Raw genomic sequence first — 24,770 nt, 5'->3', positions numbered from 1 at the left:
CGCAAGGCCACAGTCACCCTATTATTGGAGTAAAAAATGGCGTTAATTTCCCTACGACAAATGTTAGATCACGCGGCCGAGCATGGATACGGTGTGCCTGCGTTCAATGTAAACAACCTCGAGCAGATGCGTGCCATCATGCAGGCTGCCGAAGCCACAGACAGTCCTGTGATCCTGCAGGCCTCGGCCGGTGCCCGCAAGTATGCCCGTCCCGTGTTCCTCAAATACCTGATGAATGCCGCTATCGAGCAGTATCCGGATGTGCCCGTGTGTATCCACCAGGATCACGGCACCCATCCGGACGTGTGCCAGCGCTCCATTCAGCTGGGCATGAGCTCCGTGATGATGGACGGCTCCCTGATGGCCGATGGCAAGACCCCGGCTTCCTATGAATACAACGTCGAGGTGACCCGTCAGACTGTGGCCTTCGCCCATGCCTGCGGTGTGTCGGTCGAGGGTGAGATAGGGGTGCTGGGCAGCCTGGAAACCGGCCAGGCAGGTGAAGAAGACGGCGTCGGCGCCGAAGGCATACTCAGCCACGATCAGATGCTCACCAGCCCGGATGAAGCGGCGCGTTTCGTTGCCGATACCCATGTGGATGCCCTGGCCATCGCCATAGGCACCAGCCACGGCGCCTACAAGTTCAGCCGCAAGCCTACCGGCGACGTGCTGCGCATCGACCGCATCAAGGAAATCCACGCCCGCATTCCCAACACCCACCTGGTGATGCACGGCTCAAGCTCTGTGCCGCAGGAATGGTTGCAGATCATCAACCAGTACGGCGGTCAGATCCCTGAGACCTATGGCGTGCCGCTGGAAGAGATAGTCGAAGGCATCAAGCACGGCGTGCGCAAGGTCAACATAGACACAGACCTGCGTCTGGCCTCGACCGGCGCCGTACGCAAGTTCCTCGCCGAAAACCCAAGCGAATTCGACCCACGCAAGTTCCTCAAGGCCTCCATGGAAGCCATGGCCGACATCTGTACCATACGCTACGAAGCGTTCGGCAGTGCCGGTATGGGCTCCAAGATCAAGCCGCTGTCGCTGCAGGCCATGTACAAGGCCTACCAGTCAGGTGCGCTGGACCCCAAGATCAACCTCTAAGCCGTTTAATTTGAGCCATTCGGCTTAAGCCGCTTGGATTGGAATGAAAAAAGCCCGCAATTAGCGGGCTTTTTTGTGTTCGCAGGAGTGGGATCTGAGTTGATGCCCTGGGCCGCAGCCTTGGTCGTCAATACAGCGTGCAAGCAGGCTATTGGCACGCCGGCTTTTGATGTTAAGAGAGTTATCCCTATAGGCTCTGCGCCGGCATCCATGCCGGCGAAGGCCAAACGCCCGCTTGCACCTGACTATCTATCTGAAGCGTCAGCAATGTGTCCGGAATACCGCAAACTCGATCCTCTTTGACACAAGAGTGCGTACGCTTTACAGAGAAGTAGCTTGAGAAAATGGATAAACTCCAGTAGCTTAGATTGACTTGGCCGTAAGGAAACAGGCGGTGCTGAGTTGGATCGTGTGCTCGTGCTGAGAACTAGGGAATGATGACGCGTATGCGCGTTATACAGGTTATATTTTTCGAGGTAAAAATGAATAACTGTATTTACTGCAGGCAAGATAAAGAAGTTGCTAAATTCAGCCTTGAGCATGTGATTCCTCAGTTTCTTGGTGGTAGCCAAGCACCAGATTATTTGAAAACAAGGGATGTGTGTAAAGATTGCAATAGTAATCTCGGCTTGTTTGTTGATGCTGCATTTGAAAAGGATTTTATGGTTTTCAACCAATTAAATGAAACTGCGTACTCATTATTTTCTCCAACTCTGTTCAGTGGACTTCCATTTCGCTGTATGGGCATTAGTGATTTGTCCCCACCTAAAATGAAAGATGATGAGGCTTGCGAATATTGGCTAGGGCCTTTAGGTGAACAGGTATTCTGGATTAGACCCCATGACGAGCAAAAGTATTGGTATTCAGGAGGAAACCCTAGAACTGTAAAAAAAATACGTTCAAGAGCATACTTCATGTTCTCTGAACGCACTTTAAAGGCACCCCAAATTTCATGGAATGCTTTTAAAGACGCCTTTTGTGGTAAAAAAGTAGACAAAATAATGTGTACACAAGTACAAGGAGCGGACCCTAAGTCTATAGGCTTTACAGATGCAACTGAGTTAGACAAAGAAAGAATAGAGTACTTTCATAGCTATTGTTCAAATGGACAGGAACTGAAAAATAGGGTTGCTATGTATCTAGACTTTGATGTTAGGTTTTTAGCTAAACTTGCGCTTGGTATAGCCTATGTATTTTTTGGAAAATCAGCACTTCTAGGGGGCGAAGCCGAGGAGCTATACAAAGCTCTATGGATGAAACCGGATGATCCTAAACCCAAGATAAAAGGGGCTGGAGCTCACAATCAGTCAGACCATTTTTTAAAAGAACATTGCGGTATTGATTACGGAACAACAATATCACTAATACCAGCAAATGGTTTTGTTGCGCTCAATTTGAATATTAATCGGAAACTAAACTGGGTAATTAGCTGTGCGGATTTTAAGCAGTTGAAACAGTGTCAAATTGATTCTCTTGGATTAGGTAAATCCTTTGTTCTAATCAAGCCTTTGAGTAAGTTTGTTGAGCTGAAATTAGAGGAACTTCTAGCCTTTAATGGAGGTATATCCAACATAGAAGAGCTCAACGTTATAAGTGGACAGGTGAATCAGCACCGCGACTTTTTTAAGAACCTGTAAAATAGAGGGTGTTCAATATTCTGTGTCAGCCCGTCATAGCTCGATGTGAGCATCCAGTCGTCCCTCAAAGTGGATCGACAGTTGTGACAGGGTCAGGTTCCAGTTTTGCACCGGGTGCGTCCAACGCTCTGACGCCTGCAACATACCGGCATAGAGCAGCTTAAGCAAACTGTTTTCATTGGCAAATCCCCCCTTGGTCTTGGTCAGTTTGCGGAACTGGCGGTGGACGGCCTCGACGGCATTGGTGGTGTATATCGCCGTGCGCACGTAATCCGGGTACTTGAAGTAGGCTGACAGCGTATGCCATTTGTTGCGCCAGGATTTGATGACCAGTGAAAGATGGGACATCCAAATCTTTTTGCGCTTTTTAATGGAAGATAGGATAGGACATCCAAACCTTTTTGCACTTTTTGGCCTGTCTGACTAGGCTTTGAACTATCCCTTTTGCCTCTCGTGGTTTCCCACCTCACCCCCCGTTTGATGTGTTTGCTGCCCCCTGACCCAGGGACTGATGGGCTCTGTTCAGGATGTTTCATTACGTGCAATAGTGTTTAGGCTGTCCTCATAGACATTTATGAACATCACGATAGATTAGGTGTCTTATCAGTGGATTTTGTCACACCATGACAGATCCACCAATAAAACAAAATTGGACAAAAATGAGTTAGACTCTGTAACTCGACTACTCTTATTTAGATAACAATAAGTATATCTAAATCTTGAACAATGGTAGTGTTTGGCTAGCTAATTTTTTCAACGTATGTACAACAGTCTCTGCCATTTTATCACTGTATTGAGTATCGCTAGAACGAAAGTGTTAAACCTGAAATTGTTGCATGTGCTGGCTTTTTCGGATGTTGCAACCCAATAAAGTCAGATGATAAACATCCTCCAGAACTAAAATTACTGCTTTCCGCGATCTAGTCAATTTCAGTTTGTCTTTTAAGTGTATCTATAAACGCTCTCATAGAAGATGTGATATTTCTTCCTTGGGGATAATACAGGCATAAAGTAGGCCATTCGACAGTCCAATCTTTCAATAGATGGCATAGTTCTCCAGACTCTATATAGGGCTTAACAAAATGATACCCTGTATAGCCTATCCCCACACCAGATAGACAAGCTTCTATCACTAGATTATAGGAGTTAACGGTCAATCTTCCCGGCACATCTAAAGACATGATCTCATTTTGACTCTTGAAGTCCCATTTATATCTCCGCCCACTTGGATATTTCTCTCTTATGCATTCATGAAGGCGTAAATCATCAGGAGTATTTGGTATCTTCTTATTCATTAAATAATCTGGTGACGCAACTACAGCCATGTTTCGATCAATTGCAATAGGAATGGCAATCATATCCTTGGGAATATTGTTTATAGTTCTAATACCAGCATCATAACCTTCTGAGACAATATCGACTAATCGCCCTTCGGAAATGAGTTCTATGTCCATTTGAGGATAATCTTTCAGGTATGAAGCAATTGTTGGATTTATAATTTGTCTTGCAATAGCCTCATCTGCATTGATACGTATAGTTCCAAGATACTGGGATTTTATATCTCTGACTTCAGATATTGCTAAGTTAATCTCTCTTAGCGCTGGTTCAATTTTTAAAATGAAATGTCTACCAGCATCCGTCAACGAAACACTCCTAGTTGTTCGATTAAATAACCTTGCCCCCACTTCTTTCTCGACATTCGCAATAGTTCGGCTAAGTGCAGATGTTGATACTCCAATAATTTCAGACGCAGTACGAAAGTTGCACTCTTTCGCCAATACACTTACAGCAGCTAAATCACTAACAGAAGCCATAATTATCCCATTTCACTCAATAACGCATCAACAATAATTGCACTTATAACATTAATGAGGCGGAGTTACACTAATTATGAACCGAATAACTGTACTTGGAGAGCAGATGATTACCCCCTCGTTAACATTGGAAAGATTTAAGGCAATAAAAACATACTTTTATGAAAATGACTCCACAGATGCCTACAAGGAGGCTTTTAACGAAGATGTCGTCGTCATAGACGATATGAAACAATACACTGGAATTAACGAAATTCTTGCTTGGCGGCGTGAAGCATATCGAAGGTATAGCCATACGACGACACCTATTCAAGTGGATATAAGTGGAGACAAAATTACGGTTATAGCATTAGTTGTTGGTAACTTTTCTGGTAGCCCTATTAATTTACAGTTCGAATTTTACATTCAAAACGAGAAGATAATTAAGTTGGAGATCAAAGCATGAGTTACGAATTATCGCTAAAAGGAAGAACTGCACTTGTTACAGGGGGAACCAAAGGTACAGGGCAGGCAGTTGTAAAGGCACTTCTTGCACAGGGCGTTAGAGTGCTTACTGCTGCTAGGGAGTTGCCCGAAACCTCCACTAAGAATCTAAAGTGTGTAAAGGCAGACTTATCGACTAAACATGGCTGTGATACTTTAATTCAAGTGGCTAATGAACAATTTGGCCCCCTCGACATCATCGTCCATGTAGTGGGAGGTTCTAAAAGTCCCAGTGGTGGATACCAAGCACTAGATGACAGCATTTGGCATGAAGAACTTTCTTTGAACTTATTTCCAGCAGTAAGACTAGATAGGTCAATATTGCCCACAATGGTACAAAGGCATAAAGGAGTGGTCATTCATGTTACTTCAATACAAAGCACCCTTCCTTTACCAGAAGCTACCACAGCTTATGCGGCATCTAAAGCTGCACTTTCTGCGTACAGTAAATCAGTTTCCAAAGAAGTCTCTAAATATGGAGTACGTGTAATACGTGTTTCTCCTGGATGGATTGAGACTGAAGCCGCAACTAGGCTTGTTTCACGAATAGCTGCAAGTTCTGGAACAGACTACGAAGGTGGAAAAAAGATAATCATGGAGTCATTGGGAGGAATACCACTTGGGCGGCCAAACACTCCAGATGAAGTAGCAGATCTAATAACGTTTTTAGTTTCGGACAGAGCGAGTTCAATAACGGGTTGTGAATACGTTATCGATGGAGGCACGATACCTACTATTTAACCATATATATCATCATCCCATAAAGATAACATAATCATCTGATTGGTGTTTTTATATAAAAATTATATTAATTATCCGTTAACATAAATAAAATGCCCCCATTAATAATTCTCGGGGGTGTTTTTGTATATTAAATTAATTTATTGAACTGAATATTCACATAAATACTATATTATTGACATGGGGAATGTATCAATTTTATAACTGAACCCATTCTATTGCTATGTCCCACAGGCGATCTGCATTTTGGGGATCCAGTGCATAACTAGCTACGCCATAGAGCCTACCATTCGGGCGTTCGTTGACTATTGGAGCCTCATTACAATCATCGAAATATCGTCCACTAACACCTCTCAAGGTAGGACTACATGCCAATAAAACTGTTGTAGCAGCACCTTGGGCTACTGTTTTTCTATACTGCTCAGGTGTACGCAATCCACCAGTATATCTCTGCAAATTAGTAGCGATGGCTCCGGGGTTAAGAGCATTGGAGGTTATCCCATCAGAATGCCACTTCCTTGAAATCGCAACAGACAACAAGATACAGGCCGTCTTAGATTGTGCATAAGCAATAAGCGGATCATAAGGCAAAAAGGAAAAGTCTATATCATCCCAAAGAACTGGTCCAAATAGATTCCCACTAGATGCAACGGACACCACCCGAGCCTCTTTAGCCTCCTTTAGATATCGATGCAATCCGAGAGTCAATGCAAAATGTCCTATGAAGTTAGTACCAAATTGCATTTCTCTTCCTTCAGAAGTTCGCTCTAAAGTGGGTAATGCCATAATACCAGCATTATTTATTAGTATATCTAATGGCTCATTCCAATTAGAAACGAATGCCCTAACAGACTGTAAGTCTGCTAAATCTAAGCTGCGAACTTCAATTCGTGAGTTTCCTGTATCGGCTCTTAATTCTAAAGCAACTTCTTCAGCGACTTCTAGACGACGGGCTGCGATGGTTACATTGGCTCCAGCCATAGCAAGTGTTCGAACCGTTTCTCTTCCAATCCCACTTGCTCCCCCTGTAACTATGACTCTTTTTCTCGTTAAGTCTATATCCTTTATTACATCAGATGAAGTAGAGCTAAAATTAAATCCTGTATTAATCATCATAAGAACCTCGTGTATTTTTAACCGCACAAATTATTGAATTTAGATAAATATTATTACGTTGTTCTAAATTATTTTAATTTGGTGTAATATTGCGAATAAGGTCGAATAAATTAATATCTAGCCTCATTTATTGAAGTGTTGAAACTTGTATTAACTATTATCATCACTAATACTAATAGCAACCTTCCCTTTAGCCTTCCCACTAAGAATATATTGGTATGCCTGATTTATTTCAGATAATTTGAAAAAGCGTGGATCTTGATGAACGCGCAGTTGTCCGCTTTCTACTAGCTTGGTCGCCATACTTATAATATATCCATGATGATCACGATGTTTTCCCGTTTGAATTGGTAACAATGTAAACACACCAGAATAAGTCGCACCACGAAATGATAAAGGAGCGATACTATGAGTTCCCCAACCTAAGCAACTAACTACATGACCAACGTAAGTCTTAGCAGACTTAAAGGAGTTATCTAATACTTCTCCTCCTACTGTATCGTATACAATATCAAATCCTTCACCACCAGTGTGCTGTTGAACATAATCTTCAACTGTTGTAGAAATGAAGTCGATCGGAGTTGCTCCCAAATCTCTTATGCTATCAAAGTCATCTGGATAGCCTGTCGCATAAACTTGGGCACCAAAAGATTTTGCAATCTGTATGACCATTTGACCTACACCACCAGCACCTCCGTGAACAAGGACGGTCTTACCGGCAGATACGTTTGCTCGGTCCACTAGACCCTCCCATGCAGTGATAAAGATAAGGGGGATCGAAGCTGACTCAAGTGAGCTAATATTAGACGGTGCTAACGCAAGTAATGACGCATCTACAACCTGATATTCAGCAAGGGAGCCTTGGATGCCCCCCACACCACCTGCCAAACCATAAACTTTGTCACCTACCTTTAGGTTTTTCACTGAGGTACCAACTTTTTCAACAATACCTACAGTATCAATACCAAGAACCGCTGGATACGGATGCTTCGCGTGAGGCGCTTGGCCTTTTGATATTTTGATGTCTAGTGGATTAACACTTGATGCTTGAACTTTTAACCTAACTTCGTGCTCTTTCGGTTCTGGAACCAGTAACTCTGTTATGACTAACGGTAATTCAGCTTCAGTTATCACAGCGGCTTTCATTCTGCTATTCATGGCTATTTCCTCAGTTATTTGGATTTACCCTTTTAGTATGGCTATACTTTATTGAATTGAAATAGAACAAATTGAATGGTAGCAATTCAAAAATGAATGAGACAATCGAATGGAGCGACTTACTGTAAAGATGGGATATCCAAATCTCTGTGCGTTTTTCGGCCTGTCTGACGAGGCTTTGAGCTATCCCCTTTCGCCTATCGTGGTTTCCCACCTCAACCCCCGTTTGATGTGTTTGCTGCCCCCAAACCCAGACCCAGGGACTGACGGACTCTGTTCAGGATGTTTTATTACCGGCAAAAGAGTTTAGGCTGTCCTTATAGACATTTAGGACGCCCGCGAGCGGCCATGGTGATACTGGGCACGCTGATCTACTCCCTGTGCAATGGCATTTACAGCAAGGCTGAATCTGACAAGCTTGATAATAAATGACGCAGGGTTAGTAGTGCCAGGGGCGGTAGCTGCCCCATCCCTGGCCTCGAACTCTTAACCGCTTGCTGCATATTGCTGACTTATCAGACATTACCCAGTGTCGACAGGGCCTTAGTGCCACTCATTTGGTGCTATGGTTTAGTGCTATGGCTTGATGCTATGGTTTGGTGTTGCGTCTGCCCTTTGATTTGGTGCGTCGCTACTGGGCCAGGTGCAGCGTCTGGCTGTCCTTATCCTCGACCAGGTAGAACACGGTAAACACCGCCGGTTTGTCGCCACCGTTGTTAAACTTGAGGATCTTGAGGTCCTTGGGCTCAAAAAAGGTATCACCTGCCTTGAGCATGACTTCGGCGCCGCCTTCCTCCTGATAGGCTATGCTGCCTTGGTTGATCACCCCAAAGGTGGGTACAGGGTGAACGTGTACCGGCGCCGCCACCCCGGGGGCCATTTCTATCCTTTGGGCCTTGACGAATTGGCTGCCCTGAGCCGCCTGCACACTGCGAAAAAGCTTGTCTTCCCGTTTTACCTTTTCCGATGCCAGCGCCTGGGCAGAGATAAACAAGCCAAGCACCGACAGACCCAGTATTTTAGTGAGTGTCACAACCTATCTCCTGAAAACGGCCTGAAAACTGACCGATAAAAACTGCCCCTGGGATGGGGCGGGGCACCGACATTATGGCCGGAATCAATGTCACCGCTGCCTCTATGCCAGAACAAGGCTATCGGCGTTGCGGATGGTAAATTCTACCACCCGTTGCACCTCCAGTGCTTCTTTGAAGCTGGCGAGCCTGTGTGTTTGCCCCGCCATCATCTTTTTCACCTCTGCCAGTTGGGTTGTCACCGAGCCCTTGTTTTCCAGCGGGCATCTGACCCAGCCATGCCGATCGCCTATGCTAATCTTGTCCCAATCGCTGAAACGAATGGACTTTTCCTTGGTATAGAGGGTCCAGTCGTTGAGATCGGGAGCATTGCCGCCCACGGCCCCATGCACTGTTACCCGGGTATTGCCGGACAGGTAACGGGCATACACCTGGGACTCGGACTCGGTTTCGCTGGGGTAGTCTATCTCGCTCCTTTGCAGCGCCAGCGGGCCAATCAGCCTGTGGTGCATGAACACAAAGTGAGAGAAGACTTCCCGCAGAAAACCGCCCTGTTCCCGGCCGCTCAGCCAACCGCTGGCATCTTTTTGCCAGTGACGCGGCCAGGCGCTGAATCTGAACTGCATTTCCACTCGGTCTTGGTCATCCCTGGGAATTGAGTCCATGAGTTCCTGCAACTTGGCGAGGATAGGGCTGGTCGCCAGCGACAGGTTAACGGCGCCCACTGCATTGGCGGCTTCTATCCGCTGCACCAGGGCAGTGGCTTGTTCCAGATTGGTTGCCAATGGCTTTTCGCACCACAGGGCCTTGCCCTTATCCAGAGCGAGATTACAGTATTCGATATGGGTCGCCGGCGGTGTGCTGATATACACCAGATCTATGTCGGCCCTGTCCAACAGTTCATCCACCGAGGTTGCCACCTCTATGTCGCGATAGTGCTCGGCATCAAGTACCGGTGGATTTATATCGTAAATACATTTGACCTCAAAATCCTTGTCTTGCAGCGCACCCTCCAGCACAAAGCGGCCAATGGTGCCCAGCCCTATGATCCCTAATCCAATTTTCAAAATACTTCCTTCATTACGCCTACTCGCTTGGCAGGTAAAAATACCAAAAAACACCAGGCAGCCATAACACTTTCTCCCCCAGGCCACACTCGCCCAACCCAGCCCACCCCCGGGGAAAGTTCAGGGGACAGCCATTTGTGAAGCTAGTGGTTACAGCTTCGCCATTGCAACCTTGGCAGATTTTCAATAAGGTGAGTTAAATTAACTTGTTAGTGTCACATTCTGGCCGCTAATGCATGGACGAACCTCTTATGCCTGGATCACAAATACTGCGTACCCCCCTGCTATTCCTTGTGCTATTTGCTGTCTGCACGGCTGCTGCCTGCACAAGTGCAGCTTTTGCAGCAAGTTCAAACGCTTCTGACGCTTCAAACACCAGCGCGCTGAATGAGAAAATTGCCCGCGTTGAGCAAGGGCTTTCCAGTTCTGTGGTGGTCAAGGGCGCATCGGCGCAAAAAATGCGCCTCGAAGACAGGATGCGCTACCACCAGGTGCCTGCCGTCAGCATAGCAGTGGTGAACAATGGCCAACTTGAGTGGGCCCGCGCCTATGGGGTGAATCTTGTTGGCAGCAACGAGCGCACCACGCCGGACACCTTATTTCAAATCGCGTCTATTAGTAAGGCCGTCAGCGCCATGGCGGCCTTGCATCTGGTTGAGCAAGGCAAACTGCAGTTGGATGGCGATATCAATAAGCAACTGAAAAGCTGGCAGCTGCCCGACAATGAATTCACCAAAGCGCACAAGGTAAGCCTGCGGCAGTTGCTGAATCACAGTGGTGGCGTCAATGTGCATGGTTTTCATGGCTATGCGGAAAAGCAAACCGTACCCAGCCTGCTTGCGGTGCTGGATGGTGAAGCCCCCGCCAATTCAGCGCCGGTGCGTGTTGAAGCCATACCGGGCACAGAGTGGCGTTATTCCGGCGGCGGTTACAGCATCATCCAGTTGCTGATGACAGAAGTCAGCAAACAGGAGTTCCCACAGCTTTTGCAAGATACAGTCTTCATCCCCTTGGATATGCGCCAAAGCCGCTTCGCCACCCGTTTGCCGGATGCAGAGCGCAGCCATGCCGCCGCAGGACATGAGGTCAACGGCGCGGCTATTGAAGGTTTGTGGCACCAATATCCCGAGCTGGCCGCGGCCGGCATGTGGAGCACAGCAGCAGATTTGGCAAAAATCATTATCGAAGTACAAAAGTCGGACGCCGGCACCTCAAACAAAATCCTGTCCAGTCAAATGACCAAAACCATGTTAAGCCGAGATCTGGGCGAAACCGGTCTGGGCTTTTTTGTTGAGGAAAAGTCAGACGGAAGCAGCTTTAGCCGTACCAGCTTCAGCCACAGCGGCGGCATTGAAGGCTCTCGCAGCTTACTGTTCGGCTACACCAAAACCGGCCAGGGCGCCGTGGTGCTGACCAACAGCGACAATGGCATGACCTTGATTGAGGAAATCTTTACCAGCATTGCCGCTGAATATCACTGGCCCGATTTCAAGGTGACGGAAAAGTCAGCCACGGCGCCGGATCTGGTACTGAATCAAAAAGTTGCCGGCGAGTACCTGCTGCTGGAGCAGCCAGCCCATGTTTTCACCGAAGCAGACCGCCTGTATCTGCAAAGCAACCTCCTTGGCAGCAAGCCCCTGGAACTGCACCCAGAGGCCAACGCAAGCTTCTTCCTGACAGCCCCGGACGCCACAGTCAGGTTTGAAACCGATGCCGAAAATAAACCGACCGGGTTTTCGTTGCTTAAGGGGGTAAATACCTATAAGGCGCAGAGAGTTAACTAAGCCTGATATCTGCCAGGCAGGACTCAGTGCTGAGGCGGGCCAGTTGCCCTAGCGCAAATGCCTCGGCTCTGTCGTGCCCAACACCCTCCCCATTGGCAAGATTAAACCCTTCGGGTTTGTTGTTTTTCAAACAACGGGAAGTCGTGGGTCTCCGACCCACACCCGGGGAAAGAGGGACGTTTCGACCGTCCCCCTTGTCCAATTCCCCCATCGACCCGCGACGAAGCGGAAAGCCCCTTGGAAGTGTTCGCACATTTGGCTACACGAGAGACTCGCATCCTGCTCGACCCTCGTGCCTCGACGTCCTTGTCTCGGCTACGCCATGTGCTCACACTTCCTGCGGCCGCTTCAAGCGGGACTGGTGCACTCTGACAGTTCGGAGCAATTTCTGGCCTTATTTTCATTTTCTATTGCTGCTTCATACGGCATGCAGTACGATGGCTTTCAGTTGACTATTGCAATGAAAACAATAATTAAGGCATGGCTAATCCAAGTCTTAACCACTGCGCTCAGTCAAAAAGTAGCAAAAGATTTATCTGGTTTGCACTTCCGAAACAGGTGTTAATCAGGGATGAGGGCAGCAACTTAAAACAAGTTACTGCATGGCGATGGATTGCAGTTATTTTCTCCTTTCCCCCACTCTCCCTAAACCCCGGTTTCAAATTGCGATCATAAGAACTCTTTGCTAGCGAAGTGTTATGACTGTCACGACTCTTGGATTTCTATATAAGCAAGATAAGTCGGATAGCTAAAGCTGCCGCTGCGTGTGGCGTTATGGCAGCAATACCGTTTTGAACATTGATACAAAAGGAAGAGTAGGATGTCTGAAAATACAAAAAAATCTACTGTTGTTGGTGCGGCTGGAGCTTTGGCTACCGCGGGGACCGCTGCTAGTACAGCATCCGCTGTAGTCGGTGGATCTGCTGCAACCATCATGTCAGCTACCGCTGGCACTACAGGAGCAGCTTTAGCCTCAGCAGCAGGTGCTTCAGGTCTCGCTGGTGGCGCAGCAATATCATCTGGGATGGCTGCCGTTGGCTCTGCAGTTGGTGGTGGTATGGCTGCTGGGGCGATAATTACGGCTGCTGCCCCAGTCGCGGCTATTGCAGCAGTAGGATACGGGCTGTTTAAGCTGTTTGAGGACTAGTATTGGTGAACAAGTCCACTCTGTGGATTTGCTACTCTACGGGACTGCTGCTGCGCAGCTGTCCCATAATTCGACGACATGCTCCTGTTCGATGATCTTTTCCTCGGCTTACACTTTTTATTCAGCTTAACCCTCAAAGCGGCTTAGAAGGGGAGGAACTAGTGTAACTAGCAGCCGAAGAGCTAAGACTGTCGAGGCGCTTGGCTTTCTTTAAAGGGAAGGTAAAGCTTGTAAGGTCGTAAGAATAAATTACTATATTTCGGAGCGTACTTATGAACGATAAGAAAATTGAGTTTTTGTACCAGTCCATATCTGACACTCAGAATACCATTAGAGCTATAGATGTTAAGTTAGGCTTTCTGTTCATTGCAGTATTTCTTCCTGTTGTTGCTATTCCAAAAGTGTATGAGGTTTACCAGCAGATAAAGACTGTTTGGATTTACTGCGCATTGTCTTACGCACTGTTAATAGTTTGGGTACTGTCTTTGTTTTTTCTTTATAAGGCACTTGTATCTATAAGAAACCCCACATCTATTATTGAAAATATTAGTGGTGGTGATAATTGTGCATTCTATAATGGCGATTTATTTTCATTCTCAATCATTGACTTGTTTATGAATTTTCCCATTATTGCTAACAAAAGTATTGAACAGAAGCGTTTATTATTGCCTGGTAGCTATGATGATATTATTTTTAGTCTTGTGAGAGAAAGTATGAAAATAACTTATATTAGAGATTTAAAAATAAAGCGCTCTACTTGGTGTATGCGCTGCACTTTCTTGTTCATATCTCTAGGTACGTTGATCTGGAGTTTGTCCGTTTTTAAGGTTTGGTTATAGTTATGAATAATGAAAAGAAATCTATTTTACGCAAGTTGATTTGCGATAGTCTTGATGATGCTGAAAATATATGGGAAAAGGAAGGTTCTCAACTGGTTGTAGCAAATGAGAGTTTTCGTTCTGAATCGTATGATATCCAAAAGTCTGCAAGCGTTACTTCATTTATTCCCGGTTACCCAATCGTAAGAACAGATACCAATGAGGTTGCTTCTTTCATCGCGTTGGTTGCTGATATGCGGAATTCAAGTCGGCACTTGCTATGTGATATAAGTACCAAAAAAGCAAAAGTTAGCATGTTACAGAGAGTCTATTATGAAACATCAGCACTACTGCCTGCTTTAGCTAAAACAATATCATTTGAAGGCGGCGCTGTTACGGAATATTTAGGTGACGGCGTATTAGCATTTTTTAAGGTTGATGAAACGGATACTTCACAATCTATTTACGCTGCTCATAGAGCTGCTAAAAACTGTATTGATACCTGTCGTCTTATCGTAAACGAAATACTGCATGAAAGGTACGAATTGCCAGAGCTAGATATTGGTGTTGGATTGGCAAGTAGTAAAGCGTTAATTACTTTAGTTGGTTTAGATGGTGCTAAACAGGCAAAAGCATTTGGAGAGTGTGTATTTCGAGCTACAAAGCTCTCTGGTGGAACCAACGTAATCTACGTAGATACAAAGCTTGAAGCTATGTGGCCAACCTCGTCTACTGGAGGAGGACTTAGATTCAAGAGGAAAGAGTTGAACGGTGTTGACGGTTTCCTTATTGAATCCAAATTATAACAAGCTGAATAAGAGAGATTAGCAACACGTAGCATCTTTACTATGCGTATATTTATATAATGTAGGGACAGGCAAATTAGATAGGACAGGCATAACACTTAACTTGCAGATTGCACCTCACTTCCTCCCCATCGAAGCCGCTTTGGGCGTTGGGCTGAAAGAAACGGGTGAGCCGAGGCATGGATGCCGAGGAAGAGACCGTCGAGCAGGAGCGAGTCGGTCTCGGTGGCCGTTTCCAGCCCATAAGGCCAAAGTGCTCGGCTTCGTCTGGGGTCGCTGGGGGATTGGACAAGGGGGCAAGTCGACACTGCCCCCTTTCCCCGGGTGTGGGTCGGAGACCCACGACGTTACATAAGAAAGATGGGACATCCAAACCTTTTTTGCGCCTGTCTGACTAGGCTTTGAGGTATTCCCTTTTTGCCTGTCGAGGCATGCCACCTCAATCCCCGACAAGCTTAGCTTTAATGTGTTTGCTAGCCTTTGATCTGTGAATCACGGACTCTGTTCAGGATGTTTCATTACCGGGGAAAAGTGTTTAGGCTGTCCTTATAATCTGGCATGGCATGGATTTATGCGGTAGCTTACAATGTCACTTAACAAGCGCTTGAAATCTGACCTCCGGCAGTTGAAGTGGGCGTTAAACTCTAAGGGAAACCACGATGAAATTAATCTTAGCAAGCATATTTATAATTCTTTCTATGTATGGTTCTGATGTATATGCCGGTACTTACCAAGGTAAAGTAACGAACATCTATGCATATGGGGGAAAAATATTTGTTCGAATTGCCAATGGCGGTTGGGACTCGAATTCTACATGTACCACGAGTACTGATAGCTTTGAAGTTTGGTTAGATCCGGAAAATGAATACGGTAAGGCATTACTTTCGATTGCATTGGTTTCAAAAACTGCAGATAAACTTGTATGGGTAGCTGGAAGTGGTACTTGTATTGACGGTCCTAGAGGAAAATCTGAGGGTTTAAGCGGTGTCGATCTAAAGGGATAATTTAACAAAAAGCTCAAAAAAAGTGGGGAACCGCCACGACTTATCGCTTGAAAACGGTTACCAAACCGAAACACAGGATATGGCATTGCTGCTGTGGCCTTCTGAAACTGGGAGATTTGAGCCGACTCCTCCGGGGCTTAGTGTGATCGGGAGCCGGGGTGTCACGGTGCGAAAGCTCAAGGCAGTCGATGCGCCAATTGGTTATTTTTGCCGCATATTTTCATTTTTTCGCTTCGGATGTTAAGATCGCCGCCGATTTTTTGGGATCTGATTGGACGTAAACAGGACGGAATAACTAATGAAGAAACTGCTAATTGCGGCAGCCATCTCCATGGCGCTGCCTTTTGCCGCGCATGCAGGGGCCGATTTTATTGCCGGGGACAAGACCTTTGCCGGCGAAGCCGAGCTGGGTGCGACCCTGACGACGGGAAACACTGAGACTTCCTCTGTGAAGGGCCGTTTGAACCTGAAGCATGAGCTGGGTAACTGGGAAAACCAGTACCTGCTGGAAGGCCTCTACAAGGAAGACACCAACGAAGTCACCGCCAAGCGTTACTTCCTGGGTGCCCAGGGCAACTATAAGTTGAGCGAGGTAAACTACCTGTTTGCCAACGCCAACTATGAAGTCGATCCTTTCACAGGTTATGACTACAAGCTCACGGGCGCCGCAGGTTACGGTCACAGGTTCTTCGAGACGGCAACGAGTTTCCTCGATGGCGAAATAGGTCCGGGTGTCATCTATAAGAACCTGGACAGCGAGCAGGCCGAAACCTTGGGCTATGACAGTGAGACCAGCGTGGTAGCCCACGGCGTGGTGAACTACGAGACTGAAATCAGCGACAACGCCAAGTTCCAACAGAGGTTCGTCGCCGACTATGGCGATAAGCTGGATGCCCGTTCGGAAACCGCCTTGACGGCCAACCTGATAGGCGCGCTGGCGATGAAGTTTGCCGTGATAGTGCGCTACAACAGCGAGCCGCTGGACGACAAGAAGAGCACGGACACCGAGACCAACATGACTCTGCTGTATTCATTCTGAGTCTGAACCCGGTTCTCGACAGGCGCCTGATGGCGCCTTTTTTATGCCCCAAAGACATGATGCCTACGCCGCCTCCGCCTCTATGTCGCGACTCTGGTTTAGAGTAAGGTCTAGAGTAAGGCCGAGAGTAAGGCAGAGAGTTAAGCTAAGATAAGTTGAGATTTATCAATATAGTTGTCGCCATGGCTGTGGTAATTTCAGGGTAGCCGCCTATGGAGATTTAAGACTATGCACTTACCACGCCTGCCCGAGCTCAAGCCTGTTGCCCGTCTTCCCGGACTGAGTCTGGCCATCATGGGGCTCTTCCCGGCGCAGGCCTGTGCCGGCAATGCCGCGACGGAATTACAGCCTCTGGCGCTCACCGCAAGCTGGACAGGGTATCTGGCGGTGGGGATCTTCGTGCTGGCCTACCTGCTGGTGATGGGGGAGGAATTGCTGCATCTGCGCAAGTCCAAGCCCGTACTGGTGGCAGCCGGTATCATTTGGGGCATGATAGGTTATGTCTACACGCAGCAGGGCATGCCGGAGCAGGCGGAAATGGCGTTCAAGCATAATCTGCTCGAATATGCCGAGCTCTTGCTCTTCCTGTTGGTGGCCATGACCTATATCAACGCCATGGAAGAGCGCCAGCTGTTCGATGCATTGCGCGCTTGGATGGCCGGCCGGGGTTTCAGTTTACGGGCCGTGTTCTGGTTAACCGGCTGCATGGCCTTCTTCATCTCGCCTGTGGCCGATAACCTCACCACGGCCCTGTTGATGGGCGCCGTGGTGATGAAGGTCGGGGGCAAGGAGCGTCAATTCATTACCCTGGCCTGCATCAACATAGTGGTGGCGGCCAACGCCGGCGGCGCCTTCAGCCCCTTCGGCGACATTACCACCCTGATGGTATGGCAGAAGGAGGTGGTGAGTTTCGGCCAATTTTTCGACTTGTTCATTCCCTCCTTGGTCAATTTCCTGGTACCCGCCGCGATCATGAGCTGCTTCATTGACGCCAAGGTGCCCAAGGCGGCGACGGAAGCCGTGGTCACCAAGCGCGGCGCCAAGCGGGTGGTCCTGTTGTTCATCCTCACCATCAGCATAGCCGTCTGCGGCCATTCCCTGCTGGGGATGCCGCCCGTGTTGGGGATGATGACAGGCTTGGGGCTGTTGCAGTTTTTTGGGTTTTATCTGCGCAAGACCTTTTCCCAGGATGTTGCCTGGGCACGCGAGTGCGCCGAGCGGGAAAATAACGGCAAGTCCCAGGTGCAACTGGGCAATGTGGTCCCCTTCGATGTGTTCAGCCGCATCGCCAGGGCCGAGTGGGATACCTTGCTCTTCTTCTATGGCGTAGTGCTCTGCGTCGGCGGCCTGGGCTTCATGGGGTATCTCAGCCTGGTCTCGGCGGCCATGTACAGCCATTGGGACGTGACCTATGCCAATGTCGCCATCGGCCTCTTGTCGTCGGTTGTCGACAACATTCCCGTGATGTTTGCCGTGCTGACCATGGACCCGGATATGGTGTTGGGACAGTGGTTATTGGTCACCCTGACGGCCGGGGTGGGCGGCAGCCTGCTGTCTATCGGCAGCGCGGCCGGGGTGGCATTGATGGGGCAGGCGCGGGGCAGCTACACCTTCCTCTCCCACCTCAAATGGACCCCGGTGATCGCCCTGGGTTATGCCGCCAGTATCCTGGTGCATCTCTGGTTGAATGCGGCCACATTTCATTGAGGCGTGATCCCGGTCGCCTGTATTATTCAGCTGCTCATGCATCCAGGTGCTCATGAGTTATTGGAAACCAGCCGCGCTGTGGGTTTAAGCCGGGCATGGCACTGGCTGCCTGGCTAGCGTAAGATGGTTAGCCAAGAGCCGTAGCCAAGACTATGATCATACAGTGAACTTTCTGTTTCAACTCATGCCTGTCTGAGTACTGGGGTTCCTGCCTGAACTCATGGCTCGCCGGCGCCAACAGGTGTCTTCCGACAGGGCTGGGCTTCGGCTATTCGCGGTTATCTTTATTTATTCAGTGTGTGAAAGGTCATAGTGTCCAAGATCAATATCAAGCAGGAAGAAGCACTCTCAATCAAGTTCAGCCATCTCATGGGCATAGGGGAGCAGCGGCGGCTGGATCTCTATTTCTTCTTACCCAAGGAAATGGGCATAGGGGTCAATACGCTCAATGAAGAAGAGTATTACCACAGTGCCATTGTCGGGCGCCGCTCGTATTTTTCCGATGGCCTGCATCTGCCCCTGGTGCAGAGCCGTTTTGCCAGCTTGAATCGGCGCACGGTCGAAGAGTTCCGTTTATACCTCAACCTGTTCGCCTACCAGTTCGCGGTCGCGGTCGAAACCGACGGCAAGGCGCTGGAGCAGCTGACGGAAACGGCGAGCTTCTATCAGGCGCTGGATGAGCTGCGGGAGCAGGTGAGTGTGTTGTTGCGCAAGTTTCGCCGCAACGAGCCGGGGGACCCCAAGTGGAAATCCTATTTCGAGAATGCCGACAATTACCTCTCCTGGTTCTGTGAACAGCGCTTGCTCAAGCTGTTGGCGCACGCCCCCAGGAGCAGTGAATTTACCGAGATAAGCGATGCTGTGCTGCAGCTATGCCGCGCCGAGCATAACTACAGGGAAGAGGAGCGGCGTTATAACTCGGTGCAAACCAAGCAAGATCCCAACAGGATCTCCAACAAGATGCTGCTGCTCAGACGCCTTATTCAACAAGGGGTGGTGTTGAAAGAGGAGTTGAAGCCGCTGGGTGTTGGCTTGAAGAAATTCACGACCGGCCTGGCGACCGGCCTGGTGATGTTGGTGGTGTCGGCGTTGATCATCAAGGCCCAGGGGGTATTCAGCGGCCTGACCATAGCCCTGGTGCTGTCGCTGGCGGTGATCTACGGCTTCAGGGAGATCTTCAAGGATGATGTCCGTAACGCCCTATGGCGCTTCATCCAGCGCGGCCGGCCGCGCTGGAGTCGGATTTTGAGGGACACCAACAGCCAGGCGGTGATCGCCAGGCAGTTGGTGTGGCTCGAATTCATGCGTCCCCAGAAAATACCCAAGGCGGTGGCCGAGATACTCAAACAGAGGCATAGCCAGAATAAGCTGGATGCCGAAATCCTGCATTATGGCATCTCGACCAAGGTGACCCAGAACGAGTTCCAGGCCGGCTATTCCTCCATGCAGGAGCAGGTCAACTTCAGTCTGGTGCCCTTTGCCCGCTATCTGGAGCGGGGTAAGGCGAAGATTTACAAGGAAGTCGAGGGCAGGATAAGCAATGAGTCGGTGGAGCGCAGGTACCAGATCAACCTGATAGTGATGCTGCGCGAAGCCAAGGGGGAGCCGCAATTCGCCCGTTACAAGATCACCATGAACCGTTCGGCGATAGTGGACATCAGCGTGAGCGACCTGCCGGGGCATATCGCCGCCATAGATGGGAGCGACGCCGCCAAGTGAGCTCCCCCGGGGCCGTTAGGCCTGGGGTTTTTGCCTGGTGAAGGCCTGACAGATATTCTGATTGCCCGTCTGCTTGGCGCGCTTGAGTGCCACCTCGGCATTGCTCAGATAGGCCTCCAGGCTCTGCTCCGGCTGGTAGCCGGCGATGCCTATGCAGATCCCTTCGCCTAAGCCATTCTCATTGAGGGTATCGAGTATCTCGCTGGCGAATTTATGGGCCTGGGTCGCATCCGTGTCGGGCAAGATCAGGACCAGCTTGCCCAGTTGGTAATGGGACATCTGATAGCTGCTGGGCAGTTCCAGCAGCAGGCGCATTTCGACTTCCTGCTGGCGGGTTTCCAGTTGGCCTATGTCGCTCATATGGCTCAACATGCCCTCTGGGTTGATGTCGACCAGCAGCAGGCTGGATTGATTGCGGCTCTGGGGCGTCAGCGACTGGAAGTAGCGCTCCAGATCCTCCAGGTTGAGGAAGATGGTGCTGCGGTGGGGGATAAGATCGCCGGCCTCCTTCATCCTGCTGCGCTGGGTCGCCTGTTCCAGGGTGCAGACTATGTATTGCACCTCGCCGTCACTGTCCATATGGCCCTGGAGCGTGGCCTGCAGACAGGCCGAGTGTCTGTGGTTGGCGGAACAGAGGATCTGTCCCTGCCATTTCCCCTGCATAGTGATCTGCTGGGTGATCCTTGGCCATTGATTGCTGAGATCATTATCCAGCAGGGTCGCCAGGTTATGATCCAACTCGCCGTTGAGCTGCATTTGGGTATCGAAGACTTCATTGGTCATGATCAGCTTGCCGCTGGCGTCCGTGAGTGCCGCGGCGACCGCATTGTTGCATAGCAACTGGCTCAGGAAGGCCTCCTTCTGGCAGCTGCTCAGCTCGCTGATATCTTCCAGGGTGATCAACAGATGGGGCGCCCGCTTGTTGGAGTTGGGCGCCGGCCGGATCACAGTCCTGAGGATGGCGCCGCCAATGGCTTCGAGGTTGATTTGGCCACGCCATTCCCCCGTGCTGTAGACCTGTTCCAGCAACCTGGCATAGGTGGCATCGTCCAGATGCAGGGTGCGCTGTATGCTCCTGTCCGTCAGTTCGTCCAATGGCAGCAGGGTGGCGCTGGCGGCCTTGGCATTGGCGCTTATCACCCTGGCATTGTCATTGACTATCAGGTAGCCGATGTCGCTGCTGAACAGCTTGTTGGCCAGGGCAATGCTGTACTGGCGGGATCTTTGTTCCAGGCGATACATATGGGTCAGGAGTATGGCGGCCGCGGCCAACAAGGTCAGGGCTACCGAGGCCATGAGGAGCAGATTCTGCCACTGGGCGAAGCGGGTGGCTATGTCGCTGTTGCGTATGTAAGAGAGTAAAAAATACTCCCGCTTGGTTTCATACTGGGTGGTGAGCTCGACCTTCAGATACACGAAGGTGGCATCCTCGCCATGGAACTGGCCGAAGTTGCTCATCGACATGTTGCGCCACAGGCTGGGGTAACTCTGTTTCAGGCTGGCGCCCAAGGTTGCAGGCAGGCGCGGCATGGGATCCAGTTGCTCTGCGCCGGCATACAGGACTCCCTGGGTGTCGAGCATGATCATCGGTGACTTGTTGCTGGAGAAGGCGGGTTTGATCGCCTCCAGCATTTGCAGCATGGAAATGTAGGTCACCAGATAGCCCTTGATGCTCTGATCCGGGTTTTCCAGCCAGGCCAGCTGGTACATATAGGGTTCGAGCAGGCCGGCTATGGGGATGAACTCCAGGGGCGAGGTATAGATCTCGTTACCGCCCATGTTGCGGGCACCGCCGAGCAGCGAAGGCGGCAGGGATTCTGTGCTGAAGATGGGGCCGGTGGAAAAACGGTAATTGCCCTGGGGATCGAACAGGGCAATGCCCAATAACTCAGGGATATTCTGCACCAGGGGGTCCCAGGTGCCGAGCAGCTTATTCCGGTTCGCTTCATCCCCTTGCTGCAGGTATTGCTGCAGGGCCTCGCTCTTGGCAAACATCTGGGTTCGAAACTGTTGGAAGGCCACCTTGTCGGCGATCAGGGTGCCGACTGTCTGCAGCTCGCTGTATCTCTGGGTCGCCCACTCTTCCTGCAGCCGGCGCTCCCCCAGGGTGATAGCCAGGTTGGTGAGTATGATCATGGCGATGATCAGCATGGACAGCTGGCTGGCAACGGCCAACAGGCGTTGATGCGACCAGTGGATCCCTTGGGCGGCGATGAGCAGAGGTTTTAACGAATGTAGGCCTGAGTTTCCGTTCAACATGTAAGGGATAGGGTAGCAGTTCTAAGGAGGCGCCATGATAGCACGAAGATATGTGGCGGCACAGGGTGTTACAAATTGCTAACCTGGGAAGCTTATGCGGCTCAATTTTTGCCGGCGCTGACCCGAAAAAGGGTGAAACCGGTTAGTCCGGTTTCACCCTTTGTCCTTACCCTGGGTATCGGCCGGGCGCTAATCCCGGCGCCGGGCCTTAGGGATTGGACCAACGTCCGGGCAGAGACAGGTCACCGGAAGCGATGTCATAGACATTCACGACACACAGGAGTGGATTATGCAGGTTGGCATTGATTTTTAAGGCTGCGGTCACACCGTCGTAGTTGAAATCTGTTGGGAAACCCACTTCTTTCAAGGGAACCCTGATGGCAACCGTGTTCTGCTTGAGGCTGAAATCATAGCCGGGTGAATCTATGTATATGGGGGCACCAGGCCAGGTCTTGGGGACCTTGGGGGTTTCGCCCGCGGGAATATCCCTGACCTTTAACCCTTTGGGGCCACAGGCCTCATCCGGGGTCAATACCACCCAATGGGCGTGCCAGTCATCCCCGTCATTGGCCGGATTGCCGTCGTTATTCTCATCGTACAGGGGGGTGTCATCGAAGTCAGGGTGGACCGTCAGCGCCAGGGCGACTATGCCTTTCTTACCCTCGAAGCCTATGACTTCCGAGTCCAGAGCCGTAGGCCAGACGTAACTGAAGACATCGGCGGTGGCGAACTTCTTGCCATTGCTCTTGGGTTTGTCGGCCCCGACCTTGCCTGTCACTACCTGTTCAAACACCAGATGGGTGCCGTCTCTGAATACCCGGGTGTGCACCAGATCGAAAGCGGCCTGGGTATCAGACTTCTCGGCGTGAATACCGCCGGGACCGTGGGCCATGGCCTGTGAACTGCCTAAAGCTATGAGCATACTCAGCATAAGTTTTTTCATGGTTAACCTCGTTATTGGTGATAGGTTGGGGTGATAGCTGTTTACTGCCGCGGCTGCAGCCAGAGTGTTGTCAGTGGCGCCTTTGAGTCCAATACTTCAATATGTTCAATTAGTTGCAGTGGCACCTCGAGCAGGTCCCCGGCCGCATGCAATTGTAAATACTCTTCACCGGCGCCTGTGCGGGTGTTAAAGGCAGTGCCGCATATCTGGCTGCCGTCCATCCGCTGGACCCGGATCGGGTAGCGTCTCATACAGATGATCTCGACATGATCGTGCAGATCGCAGGCAATGATGGCTGGGTTCATATTGGCGTCTCAGTACGGCGTGAATTAACAGCCTTGCAGTTTGAGAATGAAATGCTCATCGGCATCTATGGCGGCTATCACTTCCGGGGTGGCGATTTCGTTATGGCAAAAATTGCAGCTCTGTTGCTGTATATCGGCGGCGTCTATGCCCTGTTGCTGTAAGAAGCGTTGAGCGTAGAAATTGGCCTGGGCTGCATTTTTCGGCTCCACCAGCACATCAAAATGCAAGTAGTGGCCGGCCTGGGTTTTTACATGTGTGTCAAATACCTGAACTTTCATTCCTGTCTCCTTGGATGGCGTTGTCATTGAGCTTAACTTGGTTTGGGTTTAATTGGTTTCGATTCGATACCAAATCTTGGTGTTCGAGATAATAGTTTCGTATCGATACCATGTCAATGTATACTTGAAAAAATAGAGATAACTTTGATGAGCTGGAAATGACGCCGACTTTTTTGGATTATGTGGAACGGCTCAACAGCCTGTTGCGCAGTTGGCAAAGAGATGATGCCCAAGTGTCTACCGTGCCGGCGGTGCAGCTGAGTGCGCTGCGCTATCTGAGCATCTGCAATCATTACTCGGATACGGTAACCGGGGTGACTGAATACCTGGGACTGACCAAGGGCACTGTGTCTCAGTCTCTCAAGGCGTTGGAAGAGCGGCAATGGCTGGTTAAGCGCTTGGATCCTAAGGATAAGCGCATAGTGCATTTAAGGCCCACACAGACAGGCCTGGCACTGATACAGAGGCTGGCCACACTGCAGGTGCTGGAGAATGCCTTGGCGCAGTTAGGCGCCGAAGCCGAGCAACAATTGACCGTCTTATTGCATGAGCTGCTGACCCAGATGCAACAACAGGAGAGCCGCAAGAGTTTCGGCATCTGCAGCAGTTGCCGTTTTCATCAGCACAGGGATGGCCGGCCTTTCTGTGGCCTGACCCGAGAGCCTTTGCCGGATGATGCCATCGGGTTGATTTGCCGGGAACACCAGGCTCCGGCTTAGGCCGAACTTGGGTGTACACTTGGGAGCAGGCCGCAGTGCGTGACTCGATAGATACGTTTGAACCCGGCGATCCCCGCGGGGCAGCAACAA

Annotated in this window: 21 protein-coding genes and 1 pseudogene; 12 read left to right on the top strand and 10 right to left on the bottom strand. The window is 49.8% G+C overall.

Annotated features, from left to right (window positions below; all coding sequences use genetic code 11):
- Window positions 1-36: 36 nt before the first annotated feature.
- Window positions 37-1,104: a class II fructose-bisphosphate aldolase gene (fba, locus tag LZP73_RS05355; RefSeq protein ID WP_234233432.1), complete on the top strand. Its 1,068-nt coding sequence runs from the start codon at window positions 37-39 to the stop codon at window positions 1,102-1,104.
- A gap of 434 nt (window positions 1,105-1,538) precedes the next feature.
- Window positions 1,539-2,741, top strand: a complete 1,203-nt coding sequence (locus tag LZP73_RS05350) for an HNH endonuclease (RefSeq protein WP_234233431.1) — start codon at window positions 1,539-1,541, stop codon at window positions 2,739-2,741.
- A 33-nt stretch (window positions 2,742-2,774) separates the two neighbouring features.
- On the opposite strand, the pseudogene LZP73_RS05345 reads toward LZP73_RS05350, so the two are convergent.
- Both LZP73_RS05345 and LZP73_RS05340 read right to left on the bottom strand, forming a co-directional pair.
- Window positions 2,775-3,092 (bottom strand): annotated as a pseudogene (locus LZP73_RS05345) (transposase); the annotation flags it as partial.
- 569 nt (window positions 3,093-3,661) lie between these two features.
- Window positions 3,662-4,555, bottom strand: coding sequence for a LysR family transcriptional regulator (locus LZP73_RS05340; RefSeq protein ID WP_234233430.1), 894 nt, complete (start codon window positions 4,553-4,555; stop codon window positions 3,662-3,664).
- A 106-nt stretch (window positions 4,556-4,661) separates the two neighbouring features.
- Here LZP73_RS05340 and LZP73_RS05335 point away from each other — a divergent pair, with 106 nt between their 5' ends.
- Entirely contained in the window at window positions 4,662-5,000 is a 339-nt protein-coding gene (locus LZP73_RS05335) for a hypothetical protein (RefSeq protein WP_234233429.1), read from the top strand.
- A complete protein-coding gene (locus LZP73_RS05330) occupies window positions 4,997-5,779 on the top strand; it encodes an SDR family oxidoreductase (protein ID WP_234233428.1) in 783 nt (260 codons plus the stop codon). Before LZP73_RS05335 ends, LZP73_RS05330 begins: the two co-directional genes overlap by 4 nt.
- 198 nt (window positions 5,780-5,977) lie before the next feature.
- Here the strand turns inward: LZP73_RS05330 and LZP73_RS05325 are convergent, their stop codons facing one another.
- From LZP73_RS05325 to LZP73_RS05310, 4 genes are all read right to left on the bottom strand, one after another.
- A complete protein-coding gene (locus LZP73_RS05325) occupies window positions 5,978-6,895 on the bottom strand; it encodes an SDR family NAD(P)-dependent oxidoreductase (protein ID WP_234233427.1) in 918 nt (305 codons plus the stop codon).
- Window positions 6,896-7,045: 150 nt separating this feature from the next.
- Window positions 7,046-8,053 (bottom strand): zinc-dependent alcohol dehydrogenase family protein, encoded by a 1,008-nt coding sequence (locus LZP73_RS05320; protein WP_234233426.1) that lies wholly within the window; start codon window positions 8,051-8,053, stop codon window positions 7,046-7,048.
- A 631-nt stretch (window positions 8,054-8,684) separates the two neighbouring features.
- Window positions 8,685-9,086, bottom strand: coding sequence for a cupin domain-containing protein (locus tag LZP73_RS21440; RefSeq protein WP_234233425.1), 402 nt, complete (start codon window positions 9,084-9,086; stop codon window positions 8,685-8,687).
- 102 nt (window positions 9,087-9,188) lie between these two features.
- The gene (locus tag LZP73_RS05310) at window positions 9,189-10,151 is read right to left on the bottom strand and encodes a Gfo/Idh/MocA family protein (protein WP_234233424.1); all 963 of its coding nucleotides are present in this window, start codon (window positions 10,149-10,151) and stop codon (window positions 9,189-9,191) included.
- A 458-nt stretch (window positions 10,152-10,609) separates the two neighbouring features.
- Here LZP73_RS05310 and LZP73_RS05305 point away from each other — a divergent pair, with 458 nt between their 5' ends.
- The 7 genes from LZP73_RS05305 (at window position 10,610) to LZP73_RS05275 (ending at window position 20,175) form a co-directional block, all read left to right on the top strand.
- A complete protein-coding gene (locus LZP73_RS05305; protein ID WP_234233423.1) occupies window positions 10,610-11,935 on the top strand; it encodes a serine hydrolase domain-containing protein in 1,326 nt (441 codons plus the stop codon).
- A gap of 1,419 nt (window positions 11,936-13,354) precedes the next feature.
- Window positions 13,355-13,921, top strand: a complete 567-nt coding sequence (locus LZP73_RS05300; RefSeq protein ID WP_234233422.1) for a hypothetical protein — start codon at window positions 13,355-13,357, stop codon at window positions 13,919-13,921.
- 2 nt (window positions 13,922-13,923) lie between these two features.
- Window positions 13,924-14,706 (top strand): hypothetical protein, encoded by a 783-nt coding sequence (locus LZP73_RS05295; protein WP_234233421.1) that lies wholly within the window; start codon window positions 13,924-13,926, stop codon window positions 14,704-14,706.
- A 659-nt stretch (window positions 14,707-15,365) separates the two neighbouring features.
- Window positions 15,366-15,710: a hypothetical protein gene (locus LZP73_RS05290; RefSeq protein WP_234233420.1), complete on the top strand. Its 345-nt coding sequence runs from the start codon at window positions 15,366-15,368 to the stop codon at window positions 15,708-15,710.
- Between the two features lie 298 nt (window positions 15,711-16,008).
- Window positions 16,009-16,749: a DUF481 domain-containing protein gene (locus tag LZP73_RS05285; RefSeq protein ID WP_234233419.1), complete on the top strand. Its 741-nt coding sequence runs from the start codon at window positions 16,009-16,011 to the stop codon at window positions 16,747-16,749.
- 294 nt (window positions 16,750-17,043) lie between these two features.
- The gene (gene nhaD / locus LZP73_RS05280) at window positions 17,044-18,456 is read left to right on the top strand and encodes a sodium:proton antiporter NhaD (RefSeq protein ID WP_234234215.1); all 1,413 of its coding nucleotides are present in this window, start codon (window positions 17,044-17,046) and stop codon (window positions 18,454-18,456) included.
- A gap of 312 nt (window positions 18,457-18,768) precedes the next feature.
- Window positions 18,769-20,175, top strand: a complete 1,407-nt coding sequence (locus LZP73_RS05275; protein ID WP_234233418.1) for a hypothetical protein — start codon at window positions 18,769-18,771, stop codon at window positions 20,173-20,175.
- A 15-nt stretch (window positions 20,176-20,190) separates the two neighbouring features.
- Here the strand turns inward: LZP73_RS05275 and LZP73_RS05270 are convergent, their stop codons facing one another.
- The 4 genes from LZP73_RS05270 to LZP73_RS05255 form a co-directional block, all read right to left on the bottom strand.
- Window positions 20,191-22,434 (bottom strand): PAS domain-containing protein, encoded by a 2,244-nt coding sequence (locus LZP73_RS05270; protein WP_234233417.1) that lies wholly within the window; start codon window positions 22,432-22,434, stop codon window positions 20,191-20,193.
- A gap of 208 nt (window positions 22,435-22,642) precedes the next feature.
- The gene (locus LZP73_RS05265; RefSeq protein ID WP_234233416.1) at window positions 22,643-23,377 is read right to left on the bottom strand and encodes a hypothetical protein; all 735 of its coding nucleotides are present in this window, start codon (window positions 23,375-23,377) and stop codon (window positions 22,643-22,645) included.
- A gap of 41 nt (window positions 23,378-23,418) precedes the next feature.
- Window positions 23,419-23,682: a Rho-binding antiterminator gene (locus LZP73_RS05260; protein ID WP_234233415.1), complete on the bottom strand. Its 264-nt coding sequence runs from the start codon at window positions 23,680-23,682 to the stop codon at window positions 23,419-23,421.
- A 24-nt stretch (window positions 23,683-23,706) separates the two neighbouring features.
- Window positions 23,707-23,961: a DUF2024 family protein gene (locus LZP73_RS05255; protein WP_234233414.1), complete on the bottom strand. Its 255-nt coding sequence runs from the start codon at window positions 23,959-23,961 to the stop codon at window positions 23,707-23,709.
- Window positions 23,962-24,119: 158 nt separating this feature from the next.
- Between LZP73_RS05255 and LZP73_RS05250 the strand changes: the two genes are divergently transcribed.
- Window positions 24,120-24,680, top strand: coding sequence for a MarR family winged helix-turn-helix transcriptional regulator (locus LZP73_RS05250; protein WP_234233413.1), 561 nt, complete (start codon window positions 24,120-24,122; stop codon window positions 24,678-24,680).
- The last annotated feature ends 90 nt before the right edge of the window (window positions 24,681-24,770 follow it).

It is taken from the genome of Shewanella sp. AS16, assembly GCF_021412365.1.
GTDB lineage: Bacteria > Pseudomonadota > Gammaproteobacteria > Enterobacterales > Shewanellaceae > Shewanella > Shewanella salipaludis.
This window is presented reverse-complemented; position numbering and strand designations above follow the sequence as displayed.